The organism is Pseudomonas sp. HP_01, from assembly GCF_055284355.1.
The window spans coordinates 71,615-90,048 of sequence record NZ_JBTOPV010000013.1 but is presented as its reverse complement, the minus strand read 5'-3'; the positions used below and the strand labels follow the sequence as shown (position 1 = coordinate 90,048).

17 protein-coding genes are annotated in these 18,434 nt (G+C 62.7%); 12 read left to right on the top strand and 5 right to left on the bottom strand.

All coding sequences use genetic code 11. The features are described 5' to 3' along the window. The first annotated feature begins 45 nt into the window (after nt 1-45). Both ACYAR8_RS10530 and ACYAR8_RS10525 read left to right on the top strand, forming a co-directional pair. Entirely contained in the window at nt 46-1,143 is a 1,098-nt protein-coding gene (locus ACYAR8_RS10530) for an AbrB family transcriptional regulator (protein ID WP_463579825.1), read from the top strand. A gap of 107 nt (nt 1,144-1,250) precedes the next feature. Continuing rightward, entirely contained in the window at nt 1,251-2,033 is a 783-nt protein-coding gene (locus ACYAR8_RS10525) for an exodeoxyribonuclease III (RefSeq protein ID WP_074885228.1), read from the top strand. Between the two features lie 222 nt (nt 2,034-2,255). Here the strand turns inward: ACYAR8_RS10525 and ACYAR8_RS10520 are convergent, their stop codons facing one another. Beyond that, nucleotides 2,256-3,689 (bottom strand): NAD-dependent succinate-semialdehyde dehydrogenase, encoded by a 1,434-nt coding sequence (locus tag ACYAR8_RS10520; protein ID WP_463579824.1) that lies wholly within the window; start codon nt 3,687-3,689, stop codon nt 2,256-2,258. Nucleotides 3,690-4,368: 679 nt separating this feature from the next. Beyond that, complete coding sequence (locus ACYAR8_RS10515; protein ID WP_108119821.1) at nt 4,369-4,662, bottom strand: winged helix-turn-helix domain-containing protein; 294 nt, start codon at nt 4,660-4,662, stop codon at nt 4,369-4,371. A 225-nt stretch (nt 4,663-4,887) separates the two neighbouring features. Between ACYAR8_RS10515 and ACYAR8_RS10510 the strand changes: the two genes are divergently transcribed. Together ACYAR8_RS10510 and ACYAR8_RS10505 are read left to right on the top strand one after the other, a co-directional pair. After that, entirely contained in the window at nt 4,888-6,291 is a 1,404-nt protein-coding gene (locus ACYAR8_RS10510; RefSeq protein WP_463579823.1) for a nucleobase:cation symporter-2 family protein, read from the top strand. Between the two features lie 97 nt (nt 6,292-6,388). Next, a complete protein-coding gene (locus ACYAR8_RS10505; RefSeq protein ID WP_463579822.1) occupies nt 6,389-6,871 on the top strand; it encodes an LEA/WHy family protein in 483 nt (160 codons plus the stop codon). Nucleotides 6,872-6,892: 21 nt separating this feature from the next. Here ACYAR8_RS10505 and ACYAR8_RS10500 read toward each other — a convergent pair whose 3' ends face one another. Next, nucleotides 6,893-7,939, bottom strand: a complete 1,047-nt coding sequence (locus ACYAR8_RS10500) for a LacI family DNA-binding transcriptional regulator (protein ID WP_463579821.1) — start codon at nt 7,937-7,939, stop codon at nt 6,893-6,895. A gap of 220 nt (nt 7,940-8,159) precedes the next feature. Here ACYAR8_RS10500 and ACYAR8_RS10495 point away from each other — a divergent pair, with 220 nt between their 5' ends. From ACYAR8_RS10495 to ACYAR8_RS10485, 3 genes are read left to right on the top strand one after another with little or no spacing between them, the layout of a single operon-like run. Then, complete coding sequence (locus ACYAR8_RS10495; protein ID WP_463579820.1) at nt 8,160-10,397, top strand: TonB-dependent receptor; 2,238 nt, start codon at nt 8,160-8,162, stop codon at nt 10,395-10,397. Nucleotides 10,398-10,442: 45 nt separating this feature from the next. Then, nucleotides 10,443-11,864: an LLM class flavin-dependent oxidoreductase gene (locus ACYAR8_RS10490; RefSeq protein WP_463579819.1), complete on the top strand. Its 1,422-nt coding sequence runs from the start codon at nt 10,443-10,445 to the stop codon at nt 11,862-11,864. Beyond that, nucleotides 11,861-12,817 carry an aliphatic sulfonate ABC transporter substrate-binding protein gene (locus ACYAR8_RS10485; protein ID WP_463579818.1) on the top strand — a complete coding sequence of 319 codons (957 nt, stop codon included), beginning with the start codon at nt 11,861-11,863 and terminating at the stop codon, nt 12,815-12,817. The genes ACYAR8_RS10490 and ACYAR8_RS10485 overlap by 4 nt, the downstream gene beginning before the upstream one ends. Before the next feature lie 222 nt (nt 12,818-13,039). Here the strand turns inward: ACYAR8_RS10485 and ACYAR8_RS10480 are convergent, their stop codons facing one another. Beyond that, complete coding sequence (locus ACYAR8_RS10480) at nt 13,040-13,297, bottom strand: hypothetical protein (RefSeq protein ID WP_074885371.1); 258 nt, start codon at nt 13,295-13,297, stop codon at nt 13,040-13,042. 201 nt (nt 13,298-13,498) lie between these two features. Between ACYAR8_RS10480 and ACYAR8_RS10475 the strand changes: the two genes are divergently transcribed. Further along, nucleotides 13,499-13,819: an ElaB/YgaM/YqjD family protein gene (locus tag ACYAR8_RS10475; protein WP_074885241.1), complete on the top strand. Its 321-nt coding sequence runs from the start codon at nt 13,499-13,501 to the stop codon at nt 13,817-13,819. Between the two features lie 152 nt (nt 13,820-13,971). Here ACYAR8_RS10475 and ACYAR8_RS10470 read toward each other — a convergent pair whose 3' ends face one another. After that, nucleotides 13,972-14,328, bottom strand: a complete 357-nt coding sequence (locus ACYAR8_RS10470; RefSeq protein ID WP_463579817.1) for an SPOR domain-containing protein — start codon at nt 14,326-14,328, stop codon at nt 13,972-13,974. A gap of 327 nt (nt 14,329-14,655) precedes the next feature. Here ACYAR8_RS10470 and ACYAR8_RS10465 point away from each other — a divergent pair, with 327 nt between their 5' ends. Genes ACYAR8_RS10465 through ACYAR8_RS10450 form a run of 4 tightly spaced genes read left to right on the top strand, consistent with a single transcriptional unit; the run spans nt 14,656 to nt 18,269 of the window. Continuing rightward, a complete protein-coding gene (locus ACYAR8_RS10465; RefSeq protein WP_463579816.1) occupies nt 14,656-15,354 on the top strand; it encodes a paraquat-inducible protein A in 699 nt (232 codons plus the stop codon). Continuing rightward, complete coding sequence (locus tag ACYAR8_RS10460) at nt 15,351-15,968, top strand: paraquat-inducible protein A (RefSeq protein ID WP_463579815.1); 618 nt, start codon at nt 15,351-15,353, stop codon at nt 15,966-15,968. Before ACYAR8_RS10465 ends, ACYAR8_RS10460 begins: the two co-directional genes overlap by 4 nt. After that, on the top strand, nt 15,958-17,634 hold the full coding sequence (locus ACYAR8_RS10455) for a PqiB family protein (protein ID WP_463579814.1): 1,677 nt from the start codon (nt 15,958-15,960) through the stop codon (nt 17,632-17,634). The genes ACYAR8_RS10460 and ACYAR8_RS10455 overlap by 11 nt, the downstream gene beginning before the upstream one ends. Further along, nucleotides 17,631-18,269, top strand: a complete 639-nt coding sequence (locus ACYAR8_RS10450) for a PqiC family protein (RefSeq protein WP_108119658.1) — start codon at nt 17,631-17,633, stop codon at nt 18,267-18,269. The genes ACYAR8_RS10455 and ACYAR8_RS10450 overlap by 4 nt, the downstream gene beginning before the upstream one ends. The last annotated feature ends 165 nt before the right edge of the window (nt 18,270-18,434 follow it).

Below are 18,434 nucleotides of genomic sequence, written 5' to 3'. Positions count from 1 at the left end.
CTGTCGATACTGGGCGTCATTGGAAGACACCTATCAGGAAAGCCGATGCTCTGGAGATCCGTGTTGCCCCGCCCCGCCTCGTTCGCCCTCGCCCACCAGCACCCGCTCACCCAATGGTTGCTGCTCATCCTCATGGCCGGTAGCGCCGGCCAACTGTTCAAATACTTCCATATCCCCGCCGCACTGTTTCTCGGGCCCATGCTGGTGGCAATCGGCTTCGGGGTCGCCGGGGCCAGCGTCCGTTTGAACAAGCAGGTGTTCCGCCTGGGTCAGGGCACCGTCGGGGTGCTGGTGGCCCACTCCATGACCGTCGGCGTGTTGCTCGCGGCGATGCAGTCGTGGCACGTGATGGTCTTCGCCACCCTGCTCACGGTCGCGTTGAGCGCGGTGGTCGGCATCGCCATGGCGCGCTGGGGTGGCATTCAGAGCAGCACGGCGGCGTGGGGGACCTCACCGGGGGCGGCCTCGGCGATGGTTGCGATGTCCGAAGATTACGGCGCCGACTCCCGGGTGGTTGCCACCATGCAATACGTGCGAGTGGTCTGCGTGGTGATGGTTGGTGCGCTGGTCAGTCGGCTGATCGGCGCCGATGCCGGGGGTTCCGATGCCCACAGTACCGACGCTCTGCTGCACGGGATGAATCTGCTCAATCTGGGGCTGAGCCTGCTGGTGATCGGGGTCGGCGTGATGCTCGGCAGTCGCTTGCCGGCCGGGGCGTTGCTGGTGCCTTTGCTCCTCGGCGGCGCGTTGCAATTGAGCGGCGTGCTGCAGATCACCCTGCCCACCTGGGTGCTGGCGATTGCCTACGGCGCGATCGGCAGTTACATCGGTTTGCGCTTCGACCGCGTGACCATCGCCTACGTCTGGCGGCGGCTGCCCGCGATGATTGCCGGGGCGCTGGTGCTGATTCTGCTCTGCGCGCTGTCGGCCTGGGGCATCGCTGAAATCATGGGCAAGGACTTTCTCTCGGTGTACCTGGCCACCAGCCCCGGCGGCCTTGATGCGATGGCGATCATTGCCATCGATACCCATTCGGACGTTGGCTTCGTGTTGGCGATGCAGACGCTGCGATTGTTCGCTGTGATTGTGACCGGCGCGTACATCGCCCGGCAGGTGATTCGCGTCTCGCACCGGTTTGCCTGAATCGGAGAAGCCGGCTGACCGTAGCAAAAGGCAGCGGCGCGCACGCCGATGGAATCTTCAGCGATCCGGCGACCTCCAACGCTTCACACTCACTGGAGGCGGACGCCATGGCCACGCTGAAAATCGCCACGTTCAACATCAACGGCATCCGCGCACGTTTGCCCATTCTGTTGCAGTGGCTGGAAAAGGAAGCACCCGACATCGTCTGCCTGCAGGAACTGAAGGCCGCCGACACGGCCTTCCCCGCCGATGACATCCGCAATGCCGGCTACGGGGTGATCTGGCAGGGCGAGCCCTCGTGGAACGGCGTGGCGATTCTGTCCCGGGACAGTGAGCCGCTGGAGATTCGCCGGGGTCTGCCGGGTAACGAAAAAGACAGCCACAGCCGCTATCTGGAGGCGGCCGTTCAGGGCGTGATCGTCGGCTGCCTGTACCTGCCCAACGGCAACCCCCAGCCTGGACCGAAGTTCGAGTACAAGCTGGACTGGTTCGAGCATTTCATCAAACACGCCGACTCGCTGTTCAAGAGCGAGCATCCGGTGGTGCTGGCCGGGGACTACAACGTCATCCCCACCGATGACGACATCTACAACACCCGCTCATGGCTGAAGGATGCCTTGCTGCAACCGGAAAGCCGCGCGTGCTTTGAGCGCCTGCTGGACCAGGGCTGGACCGACGCCTTGCGCGCGAAATTCCCGGACGAGCGCATTTACACGTTCTGGGATTATTTCCGCAATCACTGGAAGACCAACTCCGGCCTGCGCATTGACCACTTGCTGTTGAGCAAAGACCTGGCGCACAAGCTGAAAAACGCGGGGGTGGATCGCTGGGTCAGGGACCTTCCCCACGCCAGCGATCATGCACCGACATGGATTGAGTTGAAGGTTTGATGGAACAGTCTTCACCCGCCACCGAGCTGCCATTCATCAGGCATGGCGAGATTGCCGGCCACCTGCTTGCAACGGGACGGTGGGCTGATTCGGATGTCGGCCGGTTCGATGAATCTGTGGAACGACAGCGCCGGTAAAAATTGGATAGCCGCAAGCGTCCCGCGGCAGCCCAAAAAAAAACCCACCAAAGGGTGGGCTTTTTTTCAACGTTACCGCATGCCGTTAAACGTTAAATACCGTAACCAACTTGGTATTCAGGTACGCCTCGATCGCTTCGGTGCCGCCTTCGGACCCGTAGCCGGAGTCCTTGATGCCGCCAAACGGCACTTCAACCAGACCGATGCCCTGATGGTTGATCGACAGCATGCCGGCTTCGATGCGGGTGCTGAGGATGTGGGTGGTTTTCATCGATGAGGTGAACGCGTAGGACGCCAGGCCGAACGGCACCCGGTTGGACTCCTTCACCGCATCTTCCACCGTGTCGAACGGCACCAGCAGCGCCACCGGGCCGAACGGTTCTTCGTTCATGATGCGCATCTCAGTGGTCAGACCGCTGATGACGGTGGGCTGGAAGAAGTAGCCTAGCCCTTCGATGGCTTTACCGCCGACGTGGACCTTGGCGCCCTTGTCGCTGGCGTCCTTGATCAACGCGCTCAACGCCGGAATGCGTCGCTCGTTGGCCAACGGGCCCATGGTCACGCCCTGCTCCAGCCCGTTGCCGACTTTCAGCTCGTGGGTGTGGCCGACGAACTTCTCGACGAATGCATCGAACACACCACGCTGGACCAGAATGCGCGTCGGTGACACGCAGACCTGCCCGGCGTTGCGGAACTTGGTGCCGGCCAGCGTGCGTGCGGCCAGGTCGATATCCGCGTCGTCGAATACCAGCGCCGGGGCATGGCCGCCGAGTTCCATGGTCGCGCGCTTCATGTGCTGCCCGGCCAGCGCGGCGAGCTGTTTACCGACCGGGGTCGAGCCGGTGAAGGTGACTTTCTTGATGGTCGGGTGCGCGATCAGGTAGCTGGAGATCTGCGCCGGATCGCCGAAAACGAGGCCGATGACGCCCGCCGGAACGCCGGCATCGACGAAGGCACGCACCAGTTCGGCTGGCGACGCCGGGGTCTCTTCCGGGGCCTTGACGATGATCGAGCAGCCGGCCGCCAGCGCCGAGGACAGCTTGCGCACCACTTGGTTGATCGGGAAGTTCCACGGCGTGAAGGCCGCCACCGGACCGACCGGTTCCTTGATGACTTTCTGTTCGACCGAGACGTTGCGCGATGGCACGAGGCGGCCATAGGCACGGCGGCCTTCTTCGGCCAGCCAGTCGATGATGTCGGCAGCGGACAGGGTTTCCATGCGCGCTTCGGCCAGGGGTTTGCCCTGCTCGCGGGTCATGATGTTGGCAATGTGATCGACGCGGTCGCGCAGCAGGTTGGCGGCTTTCTGCATGATTTTGTAGCGGTCGTAGGCCGGGGTGCTGCGCCAGGTTTCGAAGCCGCGCTCGGCCGCTGCCAGCGCCTGGTCCAGGTCGGTGATGTCGGCGTGGGCCACGGTGCCGAGGGTTTCGCCATTGGCCGGGTTGATGACGTTGAGGGTGCGGCCGTCTGCGCTGGCACGCCATTGACCGTCGATGAACAGTTGAACGTCTGGGTACATGGGGAACTCCGGGTGCGCCTCGCGGGGAGGCGGAGGGAAGAAAGGCGCGCCGGCCCCTCAGGGATGCGCGCGGCTCGCGATCGGAATCGGATCGGTTGCGGACATCCAGAGAGATAGGGGCGGCCAGGGTGGTTTTCAATGGCGCTGTACGAGATCAAAACAGATCAAGGGCGTCTGCCTGGGGGCAGACTGTTTCGCCTTCGGCGACTTACTTTTGAAAAGCACCAAAAGTAAGCAAAAGTGCCTGCTCCTGGTTTGGCCCTTCCTTCGTCAGGGTTCCTTCACTCCGGTCTCGCTCCGTGGGCCCGCGCCGAACGGACATCCATGTCCTGACGGCGCTCTCGCCGCATCCATGCGGCTCGGCCCACTCCACGAGACCTTCGTTCAGCCTGCACCCAAGTCGCGATTGGCGGTGACTGAGCTTTCTGCGCATGAAGATCAAAAGCAGATCAGAAGCGAAGCAAAAGCTTCCCGGCTGAAGCCGGTCCCACTGACGGCATGCGGTGCTGTTAGTGGGACCGGCTTTAGCCGGGAAGGGGCCGGTTTGGTTACCCCAGATGTTGATTGTTCCCACGCTCCGCGCAGTAACACGGACCCGGGTGCTTTGTTGATTGTTCCCACGCTCCGCGTGGTAACAGCGCCCCGGACGCTCCGCGTCCTTCAGGCCACGCGGAGCGCGCTAGATCTGCATCAACTGCCGGGCGTAGGCGTGGAGCACCTCGCGCTGGATCATGAAGCTGGCGTATTTGCCTTCGCGCAGGGTGGCAATCAGGCCAGCGCGTTCGAGCTCTTTGGTGTGGTGGGAAACGGTGGCGGCGCTGACCGGATGGACCTTCAGCACCTCGGCGCAGGGCAGCGCCTTTTCGCTTTCGCCGATCTGAACCAGAATCCGGAAGCGGCGGCTGTCCGCCAGCGCCCGGGCTATCAATGCGATTTGTGACTCACTCAACGGAAACTGCTGTGCCGTGCTCATGATCATCGTGAAGCCTCAGTAAAAACCTCCTTGTCCAGAGATACTGCAGAACCAACTCGACAGGCTAATGACGGTCACTGCGTGTGGCGGCCATCACTATGGAGGCTCTTCGCAGAGGATGGTTCAGCGCCGGCAGAATTTGCCTGCGAACCACCCGAGGTTGCCCGCTGACCTGAGTAGTGTTTTCTGGCATCCTGCGCGCACTTTTTCCCAAGACCGACTGCCATGCCAGCACCCACTGACCTCATTTACGGGCTCGATGACCGGCCGCATTTCACCGCCGCGATCTTCGCGGCGTTGCAGCACGTTCTGGCCAGTTTCGTCGGCATCATCACCCCTACCCTCATCGTCGGCAGCGTGCTCGGGCTCGACAGTGAAGTGCCGTACCTGATCAGCATGGCGCTGTTCGTCTCCGGACTGGGCACCTTCGTTCAGGCCAAACGCTTCGGCCCGATCGGCTCGGGCCTGCTGTGTCTGCAGGGCACCAGTTTCTCGTTTCTCAGCGTGATTCTCAGCGCGGGGTTTCTGGTGAAGAGTCGCGGCGGCGGCACGGACGAAATCCTTTCGACGATCTTCGGCGTGTGCTTCTGCGCAGCGTTCGTCGAGGTCGTCCTCAGCCAGTTCATCGGCAGATTGCGCAAGCTGATCACCCCGGTGGTTACCGGCACGATCATTACCCTGATGGGCCTGTCGCTGTTGAAAGTGGCGATGACCGACATGGCCGGCGGCTTCGGCGCCAGCGACCTGGGTTCGGCGGCGAACATGGGCCTGGCGGGTCTGGTGCTGATCACCATCGTGGTGCTCAACCGATTCAATATTCCGCTATTGCGCCTGAGCGCGATCATCATCGGCCTGACCCTGGGCTTCGCCGTCGCCTGGTTCATGGGGCGGGTGGATTTCGCGCAGATGCCCCAAGTGCCAATGATGAGCCTGCCGGTGCCCTTCAAATACGGCTTTTCCTTCGATCTGCTGGCATTCATCCCGATCGCGGTGATCTTTCTCGTGTCGCCGCTGGAGGCCGCCGGGGACCTTACCGCCAACTCGATGATCTCCCAGCAGCCGGTAAGCGGGCCGGTGTACATCCGCCGGATCAAGTCGGGGCTGCTGGCCGATGGGCTGAACTCGGCACTGGCCGCGACGTTCAACAGCCTGCCCATGGTGACGTTCGCGCAGAACAACGGGGTCATTCAGCTGACCGGTGTGGCCAGCCGCTACGTAGCGTTTTTCATCGCCGGGATTCTGGTCCTGCTGGGCCTGTTCCCGATCATCGGCGCCGTGCTGCAACTGATGCCCAAGCCAGTGCTGGGCGGCGCGACGCTGATCATGTTCGGCACCGTCGCGGTGGCCGGCATCAAGATCCTCTCGGAGGCCGGCCTGCATCGCCGCAACATGCTGATCGTGGCGATTTCCCTGGGCATGGGCCTGGGCGTCGCGGCCGTGCCGGAGGTCCTGCGCGAGCTGCCCAAGGCGCTGCACAACATTTTCGAATCGCCCATCACCGTCGGCGCGTTCTGCGCGATCATCCTCAATATCTTCCTGCCGGAGGAATATCAGGAGCCCGAGCTCACCGAATTCGACCCGGAAGCCGCGACGTTGAAGGTGCTGCAAGACCCGCCCCTCCAGCCCTGAAGCAGAACCTCTTCGGGCGCGCGAGGTCGCACACTTGAATCGTCAGGACGTTTGAAGGGGCGTGTTGCGCCCCAGCCGCCTGCCACGGGAGTCACCGATGCCGCTACGCCTGATCCGCACCCTCCTCGCCGGCCTGACCATGGTGCTCGCACTGAGCGCCTGCGCGCTGTTCCCCAACCGCGATCCGCTGAACATCAACGTGGTCGGCATCGATCCTCTGCCCGGTCAGGATCTGGAAATCCGCTTCGCCGTGAAGCTGCGCTTGCAGAATCCCAACGACACCGACATCCAGTACGACGGCGTGGCGCTGAACCTGGACGTCAACGGCCGGTTGCTGGCCGCAGGCGTCAGTGATCAGAAAGGCACGATCGGACGGTTTTCCGAGGGCGTACTGACGGTGCCGGTCACCGTTTCTGCCTTTGCCGCCCTGCGCCAGGCGGTGGGCCTCGCTGATCAGCAGCGCTTGGACAACCTACCCTACGAACTGCACGGCAAGCTGGCCGGCGGACTGTTCGGCACCATGCGCTTTGAGGACAGCGGCACACTGAGCCTGCCAAAACCGGCTAGCGGCACTTGGTGATGGCGGCTCAGCACAACGTCGCTAGGTGCTTTCCCGGCCGATCAACCGGCACTCCAGCAAATTGAGACGCTGAAATACTTCGTTGGCATCGATCACGCCCAGGCGTTGTAGCACCCGCTCGGCAGCAAGCACGCCAATCTGCAACGCGGGCGGCTTGATTGTGCTGAGGCTGGGCATGAGCATTTCGGCGAAGGGGTAATCGCCGAAACCCAGCATTGCGCAATCACCCGAAATGCTCACCCCTGCACGCTGCGCCGCGAGCAACCCGCCGGCGGCCAGGTTGTCGTTGGCGAAGAAGATCGCATCGGGAGGCGTGGCGTGCTGCATCAGCTCAGTGAACGCCTGCTTGCCGGCTTCGAACGGCGCAAGATCGCCCGCCGGCGTGAAAATCTGCGGGCTGACCCCGGCCGCTTCCAGCGCCTGCACATACCCGGCGCAGCGTTCTTGAGCGCTGAAGTCCCCCGCCGCGCTGTTGAGCACGAACGCCACGCGCCGATAACCGCGCTCCAGCAGATAACGCGCACCGGTAACGCCCACTTCATGGTGGGAAAAGCCGATCTGGATCGGCGCGCGATCGGGCTGGTAGTCCCAGGTTTCGATCAGCGGGATGTGCGCCGCCGCGAGCATCTTCTCCGTGGCCTCGCTGTGAAAGTGGCTGGTGACCACCAGCGCAGCGGGTGACCAACCGAGAAACGCGCGGATCGCCCGCTCTTCCTGCTCGGTGGAGAAATAGCTCGACGCCAGCAGCAGCTGATAACCGTGCTGCGCCAGGGTGTCGCTGAAGCCCTGAATAGTGTCGGCGAAGATCGGCCCGGAGATGTTCGGCACCACCATCGCCACAATCCTGCCCTTCGCCGACGCCAGCCCTCCGGCCACCAGATTGGGCACGTAACCCAGTTCGGCAACGGCCGCTGCGATGCGCTGACGATGCTCGTCGGACACCTGATCGGGCTGATTGAAGTAACGCGACACCGTCATCGTCGACACGCCGACATGGCGGGCCACGGTGTCCTGGGTCACGCGCCCGGCCCCGCGTCGCTTGCGTGGGGGATCTGCTGTGTCGGTCAAAGCGCTCGCTCCCGCCGAAAGACTGGTTATAACCTGAGATTATTTAAAGCTGATTTTTCAGTATTGGACGGTCTATTCAACGATTACAGATACTGGCGATGTTAGCGCTAACCGACAGTATCAGCTACTCGCTTGAGCGAATGCCCACTTCTCTGCCGCGCAGCACACTCAGTGGCCGCAGAGCCACCTTCCGACAGGCATTCATCAGCGAGCAACGATCATGCGACACACAGGGGCGTTCCCTTCACCGAGTTACCTCAGTCACGCCATTGCAGCAGCACTGACGCTGTGCGCACTGCCGGCCTTCGCGGCGGACCTGTCGACCCCGCCCTCAGGCGCGGAGCAGTCACCGGAAACCGCCACCCTGCAGGCCGTCACAGTCACCGCCACCCGCCGGGAAGAACCGCTACAGCAGGTGCCGGTCGCCGTCACGGTGCTGGATGGCGAACAGCTGGAGCGCGACAACCGCAACGGCGTCGCCAGCATCGCGCAACAGGTGCCTGCGCTGAATTTCCGCACCGGTGCCTCGAACAAGGACACCTCATTGTTCATGCGCGGCGTTGGCACGATTTCCACATCCCCGGGCGTCGAGCCCACGGTTGCGACGGTGGTGGACGGGGTGGTCTACGCGCGGCCCGGTCAAGCGACCCTGGACCTGCTGGACCTTGAGCGCATCGAAGTCCTGCGCGGCCCCCAAGGCACGCTGTTTGGGAAGAACGCCTCGGCCGGTGTGCTGAACATCGTCAGCAAGGCGCCCACCGCCGAGACCCACGGTTACATCGATCAGTCCTACTACAGCGGCAACGAAAGCCGCACCCGTTTCGGCATTGGCGGCAGCCTGATGCCCGACACCCTGAAGGCCTCGGTCACGACGTTGTTCGGCACCTACGACGGCAACGTGCACAACAAGGCCAACGGCCAGGAGGTCAACGGCTACAACCACAAAGGCGCGCGCGGCAAGCTGGAATTCACCCCCAACGAGGACGTCAAACTGACCGTCATCGGCGACTACATGCAGTCTCACGACGACACCCCCAACGGCGTCATCAGCCAGTCGCTGACACCGGCCTTTGCCAACGCACTGTCGCCGGTGCGCGCCAGCCACGACAACCGCGATCTGGTCAGCGATGACCGCAGCCATGTCGATGACATCAACAAAGGCCTGTCGGCGCAACTGGACTGGAACCTGGGCGATTACACGCTGACCTCGATCACCGCGTGGCGCGGCTGGAACAATACGCAGTGGCAGGATGGTGACCGACTGGCCAACGTCAGCGCCGCCTTCCCCGCCACCGCAGACAAGGGCGATCTGAATTTCAATCAATACTCCCAGGAGCTGCGACTGGCCTCACCCAAAGGGCAGTTTCTTGAGTACGTCGGCGGCCTGTATTACATGCACGGCAAGGATGACGAAACCTACCGCCGTGGGCTGATCACGCCCACCGCGACCAACACCGGCGTCGCCGACTACAGCACCACCAGTGACAGCTACGCGGTGTTCGGCGAAAGCACGCTGAATTTCACATCGGCGTTTCGAGGCATCGCCGGTCTGCGCTGGACCCACGACGACCTCGAATACGATCACCGCCGCGTCTCGACTTCCGCCACCACGGTCAGTGGCATTCAACCCGGCACCAGCAGCTCCGGGTCAGTGGACGAAGACGGCTGGTCCGGACGACTGGGCGTGCAATATGACCTGAGCGATTCAGTCATGGCCTATCTGACCTACTCGCGCGGCTACAAAGGCCCGGCCTACAACGTGTTTTTCAACATGCAGCCCCGGGACACCGGCGCCCTCAAGCCCGAGACCTCGAACAACTGGGAACTGGGCATCAAGGCCACGAGCTGGAACCACCGCCTGACCACCAACGTCGCGGTATTTCATAGCGAGTACAGCAACTATCAGGCGAACTTCTTCGACAGCGTGGCCGGCCAAGTGGTGACCCGGCTGATTAACGCCGGCAGCGTCAGCACCGAAGGGGTCGAGGCCGATTACGCCTTGCAGGCCACACGCAATCTGAAATTCTCCGGCGCCATTGCCTACACCAAAGCGCGCATCGACCAGTTCAGCTGCCCGGCGGGCGCGGCGGCGTCCTGTGACGTGAACGGCAAGACGCTGCCCTACGCGCCAGACTGGAAAAGCTACGTGCGCGCCGACTACACCATCCCGCTGGACAACGGTCTGGACATCGAACTGGGCACTGACTACAGCTGGCAGAGCGAAGTGCAGTACGACATCAGCCAGAACCCGGACACCCGACAGGGCGCCTACGGCCTGTGGAACGCCAGCGCAGCCGTGGCCGATTACAGCAATGGCTGGCGCGTCGCGGTGCTGGCGAAAAACCTCGCCGACACATCCTACTCCCCCCTGCTTGCCAGCGGCTCGGGCTACATCTACCGCGCCGTGCCACGGGACGACGAGCGCTACTTCGGCGTGCAAGTGCGCAAGGATTTCTGAGCATGGGCGAACCTTCACAAGGACACTTCATGAAAGGCAGCGGCAATGAGCACTGAACCCCCGCAGACAAGCGCTGACTCGCGGCAAACACGCACTGAGCCCCGGCAGATGAAACTGGGCGCGTTCCTGATGGCCACCGGGCACCACGTCGCGGCGTGGCGCCACCCGGACGTACCAGCCGACGCGGGCCTGGACTTCACGCATTACAAACACCTGGCGCAGGTGGCCGAGGCGGCGAAGTTCGACACGCTGTTCATCGCTGACAGCGTGGCCGCCGCGACCGGGGACGCTGCTCGCCACATGGCCCGCTCGGACCACTTCGAACCCCTGACGCTGGTCTCGGCGCTGAGCGCGGTGACCGAGCGCATCGGCCTGATTGTCACCGCCACCACCAGTTACAACGAGCCCTTCCACATCGCCCGTAAATTCGCCTCCCTGGATCACCTGTCCGGAGGACGTGCGGGCTGGAACCTGGTGACATCGGATGCCGCCGCCGAAGCCCTGAATTTCGGCCGCGACGAGCACATCGACCATGCCGAGCGCTACAGCCGCGCCCGGGAGTTTCATCAGGTCGTGACCGGATTGTGGGACAGCTGGGACGACGACGCTTTCGTGCGGGACAAGGCCAGTGGCGCGTATTACCGCCCGGACGGCCTGCACGTGCTGGATCACCAGGGTGAGCACTTCAGAGTCAAAGGCCCGCTCAATGTGGCCCGCTCGCCCCAGGGTCAGCCGGTGGTGGTGCAGGCCGGCTCGTCGGAGGCCGGTCGCACGCTGGCGGCGCAGACTGCCGAAGTTGTATTCACCGCTCAGCCTTCGCTGGCCGCTGCCCAGGCGTTCTATCAGGACCTGAAGTCTCGCGCCGTCGGCTTCGGCCGAGACCCCGACACGCTCAAGATCATGCCCGGCATGTTCGTGGTGGTCGGCGACAGCGAGGCTCAGGCCCGGGACAAGTTCGAAGCGTTCCAGGCGTTGGTGGAGCCCCGCGTCGGCGTCGCGTTACTGGGGAGAATGCTGGGCAACTTCGACCTGTCGGGTTACCCGCTGGATGAACCCTTGCCCGCGCTGCCATTGACCCGGAGCGGCCAGCAAAGCCGCCAGGTCCTGCTCTCGCAGCTGGCGCAGGACGAACACCTGACCCTGGCGCAGCTCGGACGACGAATCGCTGGCGGCCGAGGCCATTTCAGCGTGATCGGCACCGCCAGCGAGATTGCCGATCACTGGCAGGCCTGGTTCGAGCAAGGCGCCGCGGACGGTTTCAATGTGCTCGTGCCGCACTTGCCGGGCGGGCTGGAAGACGTGGCGCACAAGGTGATTCCCGAGCTGCAGCGGCGCGGTTTGTTCCGCCGGGAATACGCCGGCAGCACCTTGCGCGAGCACTTGGGTTTGCCGCGTCCGGCCAACCGGTTCAGCGCCACACCAGGGCATCGCCCTGCACACAGAAACGAAGAGGGTTTGAACGTATGAAAATAGTGCGCACATTGGGCAGCGCATTGCTGGCGGTGATCGGGATCAACCTGGCCTGCGGGAACGTCGCCGCCGCGGCCGATTCATCCGATCCGGCCGAGCTGCGCATCGGTTATCAGAAGGGCTCGATTGCGTTGGTGTTGGCCAAGGAACAGGGCCTGCTGGAGAAGCGCTTTCCCGGCACCCATGTGCAGTGGATTGAATTCCCGGCGGGGCCGCAGATGCTGGAGGCCTTGAACATCGGCGCGCTGGATGTGGGCTCCACCGGCGACATTCCGCCGCTGTTCGCACAGGCCGCCGGTGCCGACCTGCTCTACATCGGCGCCGAGCCCGCCAAGCCGCAGGCGGAAACCCTGGTGGTCGCGGCCGACAGCCCGCTGCAGCAACTGGCGGACTTGAAGGGCAAGAAGGTGGCGTTCCAGAAAGGCTCCAGCTCCCACAACCTGATCCTCCGCGCCCTGAACCATGCCGGGCTGCAGTACACCGACATCCAGCCGGTTTACCTCAGCCCGGCCGATGCCCGCGCGGCGTTCGAACAAGGCAGCGTCGATGCCTGGGCGATCTGGGAACCGTTCTCGTCGCTGGCACTGAGCAGCGGTGGAGCTCGGTTGCTGGCGGATGGCTCAGGCCTGGGACTGTCCGGGCCGATCTACACCGCCAGACGTTCGTACGCCGCTGGGCACGGGGCCTTGATCAACGCATTGCTCGAACAGCTGACACAAGCCGAAGCGCTGACCCGCAGCCAGCGGCAGCTGAGCCTGGACGTGCTGACCCGTTCAATGGGCCTGCCCCAGGTGGTGATTGCCCGCTACATGGACAACCGCCCTGCCTCGCCGATTCTGCCGATCACCCCGCAGATCATTGCGGCGCAGCAGCAGACGGCCGATCTGTTTTTTGAAAACCATTTGCTGCCCAAACGCATCGACATCAGCGCAGTGGCCAAGCCGTTGTAGGAAGCTTTTAGTGGGGCTGGCCGGAGCTGGACCTGTGGGGCTGGCTTTACGTTTTTGGCGGGACCGGCTTTAGCCGGGAAGGCGGCTGCCGCCACACCACAAAAATCCGCACAAATGATGTCGCAAGGGCTGGCCTCTTCCCGGCTGAAGCCGGTCCCACTAAAACGTGCGCGGTGGGACCGGTCTAGCCGGGAAGGCATCAAAAGCGCCGTATTGAATCCCTCAGCCCCGCGCAGCCGCCACCAGACGATTGACTTCGGCGCGGACCATGTTGGCGTACTCCGGCGGCGACATGGCGTCGAGTTCGCCGCGCACCCACTCCGACCATTTGCCCTTGCGCTTGGCCCGTTCGCCCATCAGCCGGGCGGCGTCAGCCTTGGCCTTGCCCAGATTGCTCTGCCACAGATCGAACAGGCGAGACTTTTCGTCCTCGATGGCAGCGCGTTCCGGAAGGGTTTTATTGGCCAGGTTGTAGCTCATGATATGTACCTCGATGTGCAAAACGAAACGCATAAACGGAGCCGGTGACTGGCTCGAAAAGCGTCAGCATCTTACACCTGCCGACGATGAATCCCGACCCCATTCGTTGTACTTTTTGGCCCCCGGCGCAATTGGGCTGCAACTTTTCAGGCGCTCAAAACTCCATTGCACACTGCCATAACCACTGAAAGGAAATTAGCCATGGCTCGTAAAACTGCTGCCCAAAACGCCGCTGTAGAACAGATCAAGGATCAAGCGTTCAGCGAACTGGCCGCCCTCATCGAAGAGTCCGACAAGCTGCTCAAGGACAGCGCCTCACTGGTAGGCGAAGAAGCCGACACCATGCGTGCTCAACTGAGCCAGAAGCTCAAGCAGGCACTGGAATCCGTGGGCAGCGTGCGCGAACGCGCCAAGCCAGCCGTTGATGCCACCGAAAACTACATCGGCGGCCACCCATGGCAGACCGTAGCGGTCTCTGCGGGCTTCGGTCTAGTGGTAGGTTTGTTGCTGGGCCGTCGTTGATTAAACGTTTGACGCCGTAGCAAGATTGGATTTGGCCGGGAGATTTCGCGCGTTAGACCCTGACATTGTGAGTCGACGCGCTGGCCTCTTCCCGGCTGAAGCCGGTCCTACTTGAACGGTGGAACCGCCTTCAGCGCGGATCACCTTGGAAATTATTGTGACCGCGGCGCGATCACTTCCAACTGCGACAAGCGATGCCCCTTGACCATCGCGGCGTCGATATCCGTTTTGGCCTTCTCGGCGTCTGCCCGGGATTCGAACGGCCCGATCATCACCACTTCCCTGCCATCGACCTTCACCACGTAAGACGGGTAATGGTGCTCGACCAGCCAATAGGTCATGTCGCTCAGCGCTTCTTTCAAATGGACACGAATGGTCCATTTCTGCGAAGCGGGCGTCGGCGCTTCTGCGGTCGAATCAGTGCTCGGAACCTGGGCGGGCGTTGCGGGCTTGCCGCCATCACAACCCGCCAGCATCAACACCGCCACCATCATTGCCATCTTGCGCACGTCTGTCGCTCCTCGTTTGAAGTGGCGGGAGTCTACCACCGCAGGCGAGTGCGAGTTGAGCGTCCAGCCGGTACACTGCTCGGCGACAGCCATGAACGCGTTTTCACCCCTCGCCAGTGACAGAGCCCCTCGAAGATTGCTGCCGGGCCTGAAAAATAACCGAACGCGATGATGGCACTGTGGTCAATCTCTCAAGTCTTTTCGCAGGCGCACCGTCATGACGTTCACTTCAGCCAATGCCGCCCTGCGCTTCACTGACAGGGTATCGCTACCCGCCCGCCACACGGGCGCGCAGTCGAACACACCCGATCAATCCCGACCACGCCCATGAATTCCGCGACGCCCACGCCGATGACTGACATTCCTCACCGCCAGGCTCATGCAAGCGAGCAGCCGCCAGCGGTCGCCGAAACGCAGAGCCGCGCTGATCAATGGATCATCTGCGAGCATTGCGACTCGGTCTATGAGTCCATCCCTCTGAATAAAGGCGAAGCTGCCTACTGCCTGCGCTGCGCCGCGATCCTCCGTCGCAGCCATCGGCTCACCGTCGAACAGTTGCTCGCCCTGAGTATCGCGGCTTGCATCTTGTTCATTTTCGCCAACGTGTTCCCGGTCATCAGCATCAGCATGCAGGGCCTGCACAACGAGGTGACGCTGTGGGGGTCGGTTCAAGCGCTGGCCCAGGGTCAGATCACGCTGATCGCCCTGGTCGCAGGGCTGGCCATCATTCTTGCGCCGGCGCTCCAGATTGCCCTGCTGTTCTGGGTGCTGGCCCACGCCCATCGCGGCCAGATCGCCCCCGGTTTCAAAATGTGCATGCGCACCCTCGAACACCTGCGCCCCTGGAGCATGCTGGAGGTGTGCCTGCTGGGCATTCTGGTGGCGATCGTCAAGCTGGCAGGCATGCTGGACGTACACCCGGGCGCAGGCCTGTGGGCCATGGCAATGCTGATGGTGCTGATCCTGTTGATCGCCGGCAAAGACATCCGCCGCCTGTGGGACGAACTGGGAGTCAGACCCGAATGAACGGCATTCCGTACGCCCGCGAGTACAAAGTCACCCTGTGCCACGTCTGCAGTTACGTCTGCCCGGAAGACGCCCATGAATGCCCGCGCTGCGATTCGCCCGTGCATCGGCGCAAGCCCAACAGTCTGACGCGCACCTGGGCCTTTCTGATCGCCGGGCTGATCTTCTACATTCCAGCCAACCTGTTGCCGGTGATGTACACGACGATGCTCGGCAGCAGCAGCGAGAACACCATCATGAGCGGGGTGATCGAGTTTGCCGAAGGCGGCTCGTGGGACATCGCCATTCTGATTTTCATCGCCAGCGTGGTTGTGCCCTGCATAAAGTTTCTGGTGCTGGGCCTGATGCTGGTGACATGCCAGCGCCGCAGCACCTGGGCGATGCGCGAACGTTCGCGGCTGTATCGCTTCATCGAATTGATCGGCTACTGGTCCATGCTCGATGTGCTGGTGGTCGCGCTGGTCGCAGCGCTGGTGCAGTTTCGCGGGCTCAGCACCATCGAGCCGCGCCTTGGCATTCTGTTTTTTGGTTTGGTGGTGGTGATGACCATGCTTGCCGCCATGACGTTCGATCCCCGGCTAATCTGGGACGCAGAGGTTGAAGATGTCCGATAACACCCTACCCCCCTCCCCGCCGACCCGCCCCCAGGTCAAGGCCCGCAAGGTGCGCGTTTCACTGGTCTGGCTGGTGCCGATCGTCGCGGCCCTGATCGGCCTGTCGATGGTGGTTCATGACTTCCTCAACGTCGGCCCCAAGGTGGTGGTGAGCTTCCTGACGGCCGAAGGTCTGGAGGCCAAGAAAACCCAGGTCAAGTACAAGAACGTGGTCATCGGCATCGTCACCGACATCGAATTAAGCGATGACCGCACCCACGTGCTGGCGAGCATCGACCTGAACCAGTCGGCCGTGCCCTTCACCCGTGCGGACACGCAGTACTGGGTGGTGCGTCCGCGCATCGGCGCCCACGGCGTCACCGGCGTCGACACCCTCTTGTCGGGCGCCTTCATTGGCGCCGATGCCGGCAGCTCTGAAGAAACCAAAAAAGACTTCACCGGTCTGGAAACCCCGCCAGCCGTCACGTTCGGGGAGAAAGGCAAGCGTTTCATCCTGCACACCGACGACCTCGGCTCGCTGGACATCGGATCGCCGGTGTACTTCCGCCGTATTCAGGTGGGTCAGGTCGTGGCCTACGAACTGGCCAAGGACGGCAAGGGCGTCGATGTCGAGATTTTCGTTGGCGCGCCCAATGATCAATATGTGCTTACTGACTCGCGCTTCTGGAACGCCAGCGGCGTGGACGTGACCCTTGGCGCCTCGGGCCTGAAAGTGTCGACCCAGTCCATGGCGTCGATCCTGTCCGGCGGTATCGCCTTCCGCGAACCCAAATACAGCCCGGACGCCAAGATCGCCGACGGCAATGCTGAATTCAAACTGTTCGAAGACCAGGCCACGGCACTGGCGCCGCCCGATGGCGAGCCCAAATACATCCGCATGCGCTTCAACCAGTCGCTGCGGGGCCTGGTGGTCAATGCCCCGGTGGACTTCCTCGGCGTGAATATAGGCCGAGTGGTCTCGGTGGATCTCGACTACGACGCCGCCACGGGCACGTTCCCCGGCATCGTCGGTGCAGTCATTTATCCGCAGCGACTGGGTGCGGCCAATGACAAGCTGCAGCAGCAGGCAGGCGCAGGCGACGATGAAGAAAAAACATCGAGGGTTCTCGGGCAATTCATTGAACGTGGCCTGCGTGCTCAAGTGCGTACCGGCAACCTGCTGACAGGGCAACTTTACGTTGCCATGGATTTCGACCCCAAGGCGGCAAAAGTCTCATACAACGCCAAAGCCCGGCCGCTGGAGATTCCGACGGTGCCCGGCAGCTTCGACAAACTGCAAGAGCAGTTGCAGGCGTTCGTCGACAAGCTCGGTAAAATCCCCCTCGACGACCTGGCGAAGAACCTCAACGGCAGCCTGATCGAACTTCAGAAAACCATGAAGCAGGTCAACAGCGACGTGTTGCCTCAGATGCGCGGCGCGTTGCAACAAGCGCAGAAAACCCTGGGCACGGCCAACGAAACGTTGTCGGATGACTCCCCGGCGCGTCAGCAATTGGGTCAGGCCATGGAAGAAGTGCAGCGCACGGCACGCTCGGTGCGGGTATTGACCGACTTCCTCAGTCGTCATCCTGAGTCGCTGATTCGTGGCCGGTCGGGTGATGCTGCGCCAGGCTCTTACAAAGGATCGTCCTCTTCCCGCGAAATCGCTCCGGAGCCTGCTCAATGACCTTACGTAGCTCTACTTTCCGAAACTCTTTCCTCGCGCTGGCCTGTGTGCTCGGTGTAACGGCCTGCGCCTCTACGCCGACCCACTATTACACATTGATCGCGCCGGCCACTCCGGCGCCGGCCAGTGTGAGCCAGGCGCCGTTCCAGTTTGAAATGCAGGCGGTGCTCATGCCGGTGCAGGTCGATCAGCCGCCGCTGGTCATCCGCCAGGGCAACGGCAGCCTGGCGATTCTGGAGAACGAGCGCTGGGGCGCGCCATTGGGCGATGAGTTCCACGACGCACTGACCGGGCAGCTGGAGCGGCGCTTTGGCTCCCGGGATCTCGCGGGCTTGCCCAAACAAAGTGACCAGCCGGCGCTCTCGGTGCGCGCTGACGTCCGTCGCTTTGAATCGGTACTGGATCAATACGCGCTGATCGACGTGGTCTGGAATTTGAGCCTGCGTGGTGGCGGTGCCGGGCCCGGCAGCAAACGGCAGACCCTCACCTGCAGCAGCGTCATTCGCCAACCGGCCGGTATCGGTATGGAAAATCTCGTAGTCGCGCACCAGAAAGCCGTTTCGACGCTGGCCGATACAATCGCCCGCACCGCCACGCAATGGGCGCGTCAACCTGATGCCCGCTGCCCTTCCTGATCGCATCGACACCGGGCACCTCCCGTGCCCGGTTGCCCACCTGCTTCGCCCCCGCCATTCAAAGCGCTGCACCATCCCTTAAAAACCCTTCATACGAATAGTTGTCATACAACTGCTTGAGAAAACTCCTACAACACGCTAAGTTCGGATCCACAATCGAAACAG

Bases quoted from the DNA above. Each gene is read 5' to 3' on its own strand.
- ACYAR8_RS10480 (WP_074885371.1), bottom strand. From the start codon at position 13,297: ATGAGCTACAACCTGGCCAATAAAACCCTTCCGGAACGCGCTGCCATC.
- ACYAR8_RS10455 (WP_463579814.1), top strand. From the start codon at position 15,958: ATGTCCGATAACACCCTACCCCCCTCCCCGCCGACCCGCCCCCAGGTC.
- ACYAR8_RS10525 (WP_074885228.1), top strand. From the start codon at position 1,251: ATGGCCACGCTGAAAATCGCCACGTTCAACATCAACGGCATCCGCGCA.
- ACYAR8_RS10460 (WP_463579815.1), top strand. From the start codon at position 15,351: ATGAACGGCATTCCGTACGCCCGCGAGTACAAAGTCACCCTGTGCCAC.
- ACYAR8_RS10450 (WP_108119658.1), top strand. From the start codon at position 17,631: ATGACCTTACGTAGCTCTACTTTCCGAAACTCTTTCCTCGCGCTGGCC.
- ACYAR8_RS10530 (WP_463579825.1), top strand. From the start codon at position 46: ATGCTCTGGAGATCCGTGTTGCCCCGCCCCGCCTCGTTCGCCCTCGCC.
- ACYAR8_RS10510 (WP_463579823.1), top strand. From the start codon at position 4,888: ATGCCAGCACCCACTGACCTCATTTACGGGCTCGATGACCGGCCGCAT.
- ACYAR8_RS10495 (WP_463579820.1), top strand. From the start codon at position 8,160: ATGCGACACACAGGGGCGTTCCCTTCACCGAGTTACCTCAGTCACGCC.
- ACYAR8_RS10505 (WP_463579822.1), top strand. From the start codon at position 6,389: ATGCCGCTACGCCTGATCCGCACCCTCCTCGCCGGCCTGACCATGGTG.
- ACYAR8_RS10515 (WP_108119821.1), bottom strand. From the start codon at position 4,662: ATGAGCACGGCACAGCAGTTTCCGTTGAGTGAGTCACAAATCGCATTG.
- ACYAR8_RS10485 (WP_463579818.1), top strand. From the start codon at position 11,861: ATGAAAATAGTGCGCACATTGGGCAGCGCATTGCTGGCGGTGATCGGG.
- ACYAR8_RS10475 (WP_074885241.1), top strand. From the start codon at position 13,499: ATGGCTCGTAAAACTGCTGCCCAAAACGCCGCTGTAGAACAGATCAAG.
- ACYAR8_RS10465 (WP_463579816.1), top strand. From the start codon at position 14,656: ATGAATTCCGCGACGCCCACGCCGATGACTGACATTCCTCACCGCCAG.
- ACYAR8_RS10490 (WP_463579819.1), top strand. From the start codon at position 10,443: ATGAGCACTGAACCCCCGCAGACAAGCGCTGACTCGCGGCAAACACGC.
- ACYAR8_RS10520 (WP_463579824.1), bottom strand. From the start codon at position 3,689: ATGTACCCAGACGTTCAACTGTTCATCGACGGTCAATGGCGTGCCAGC.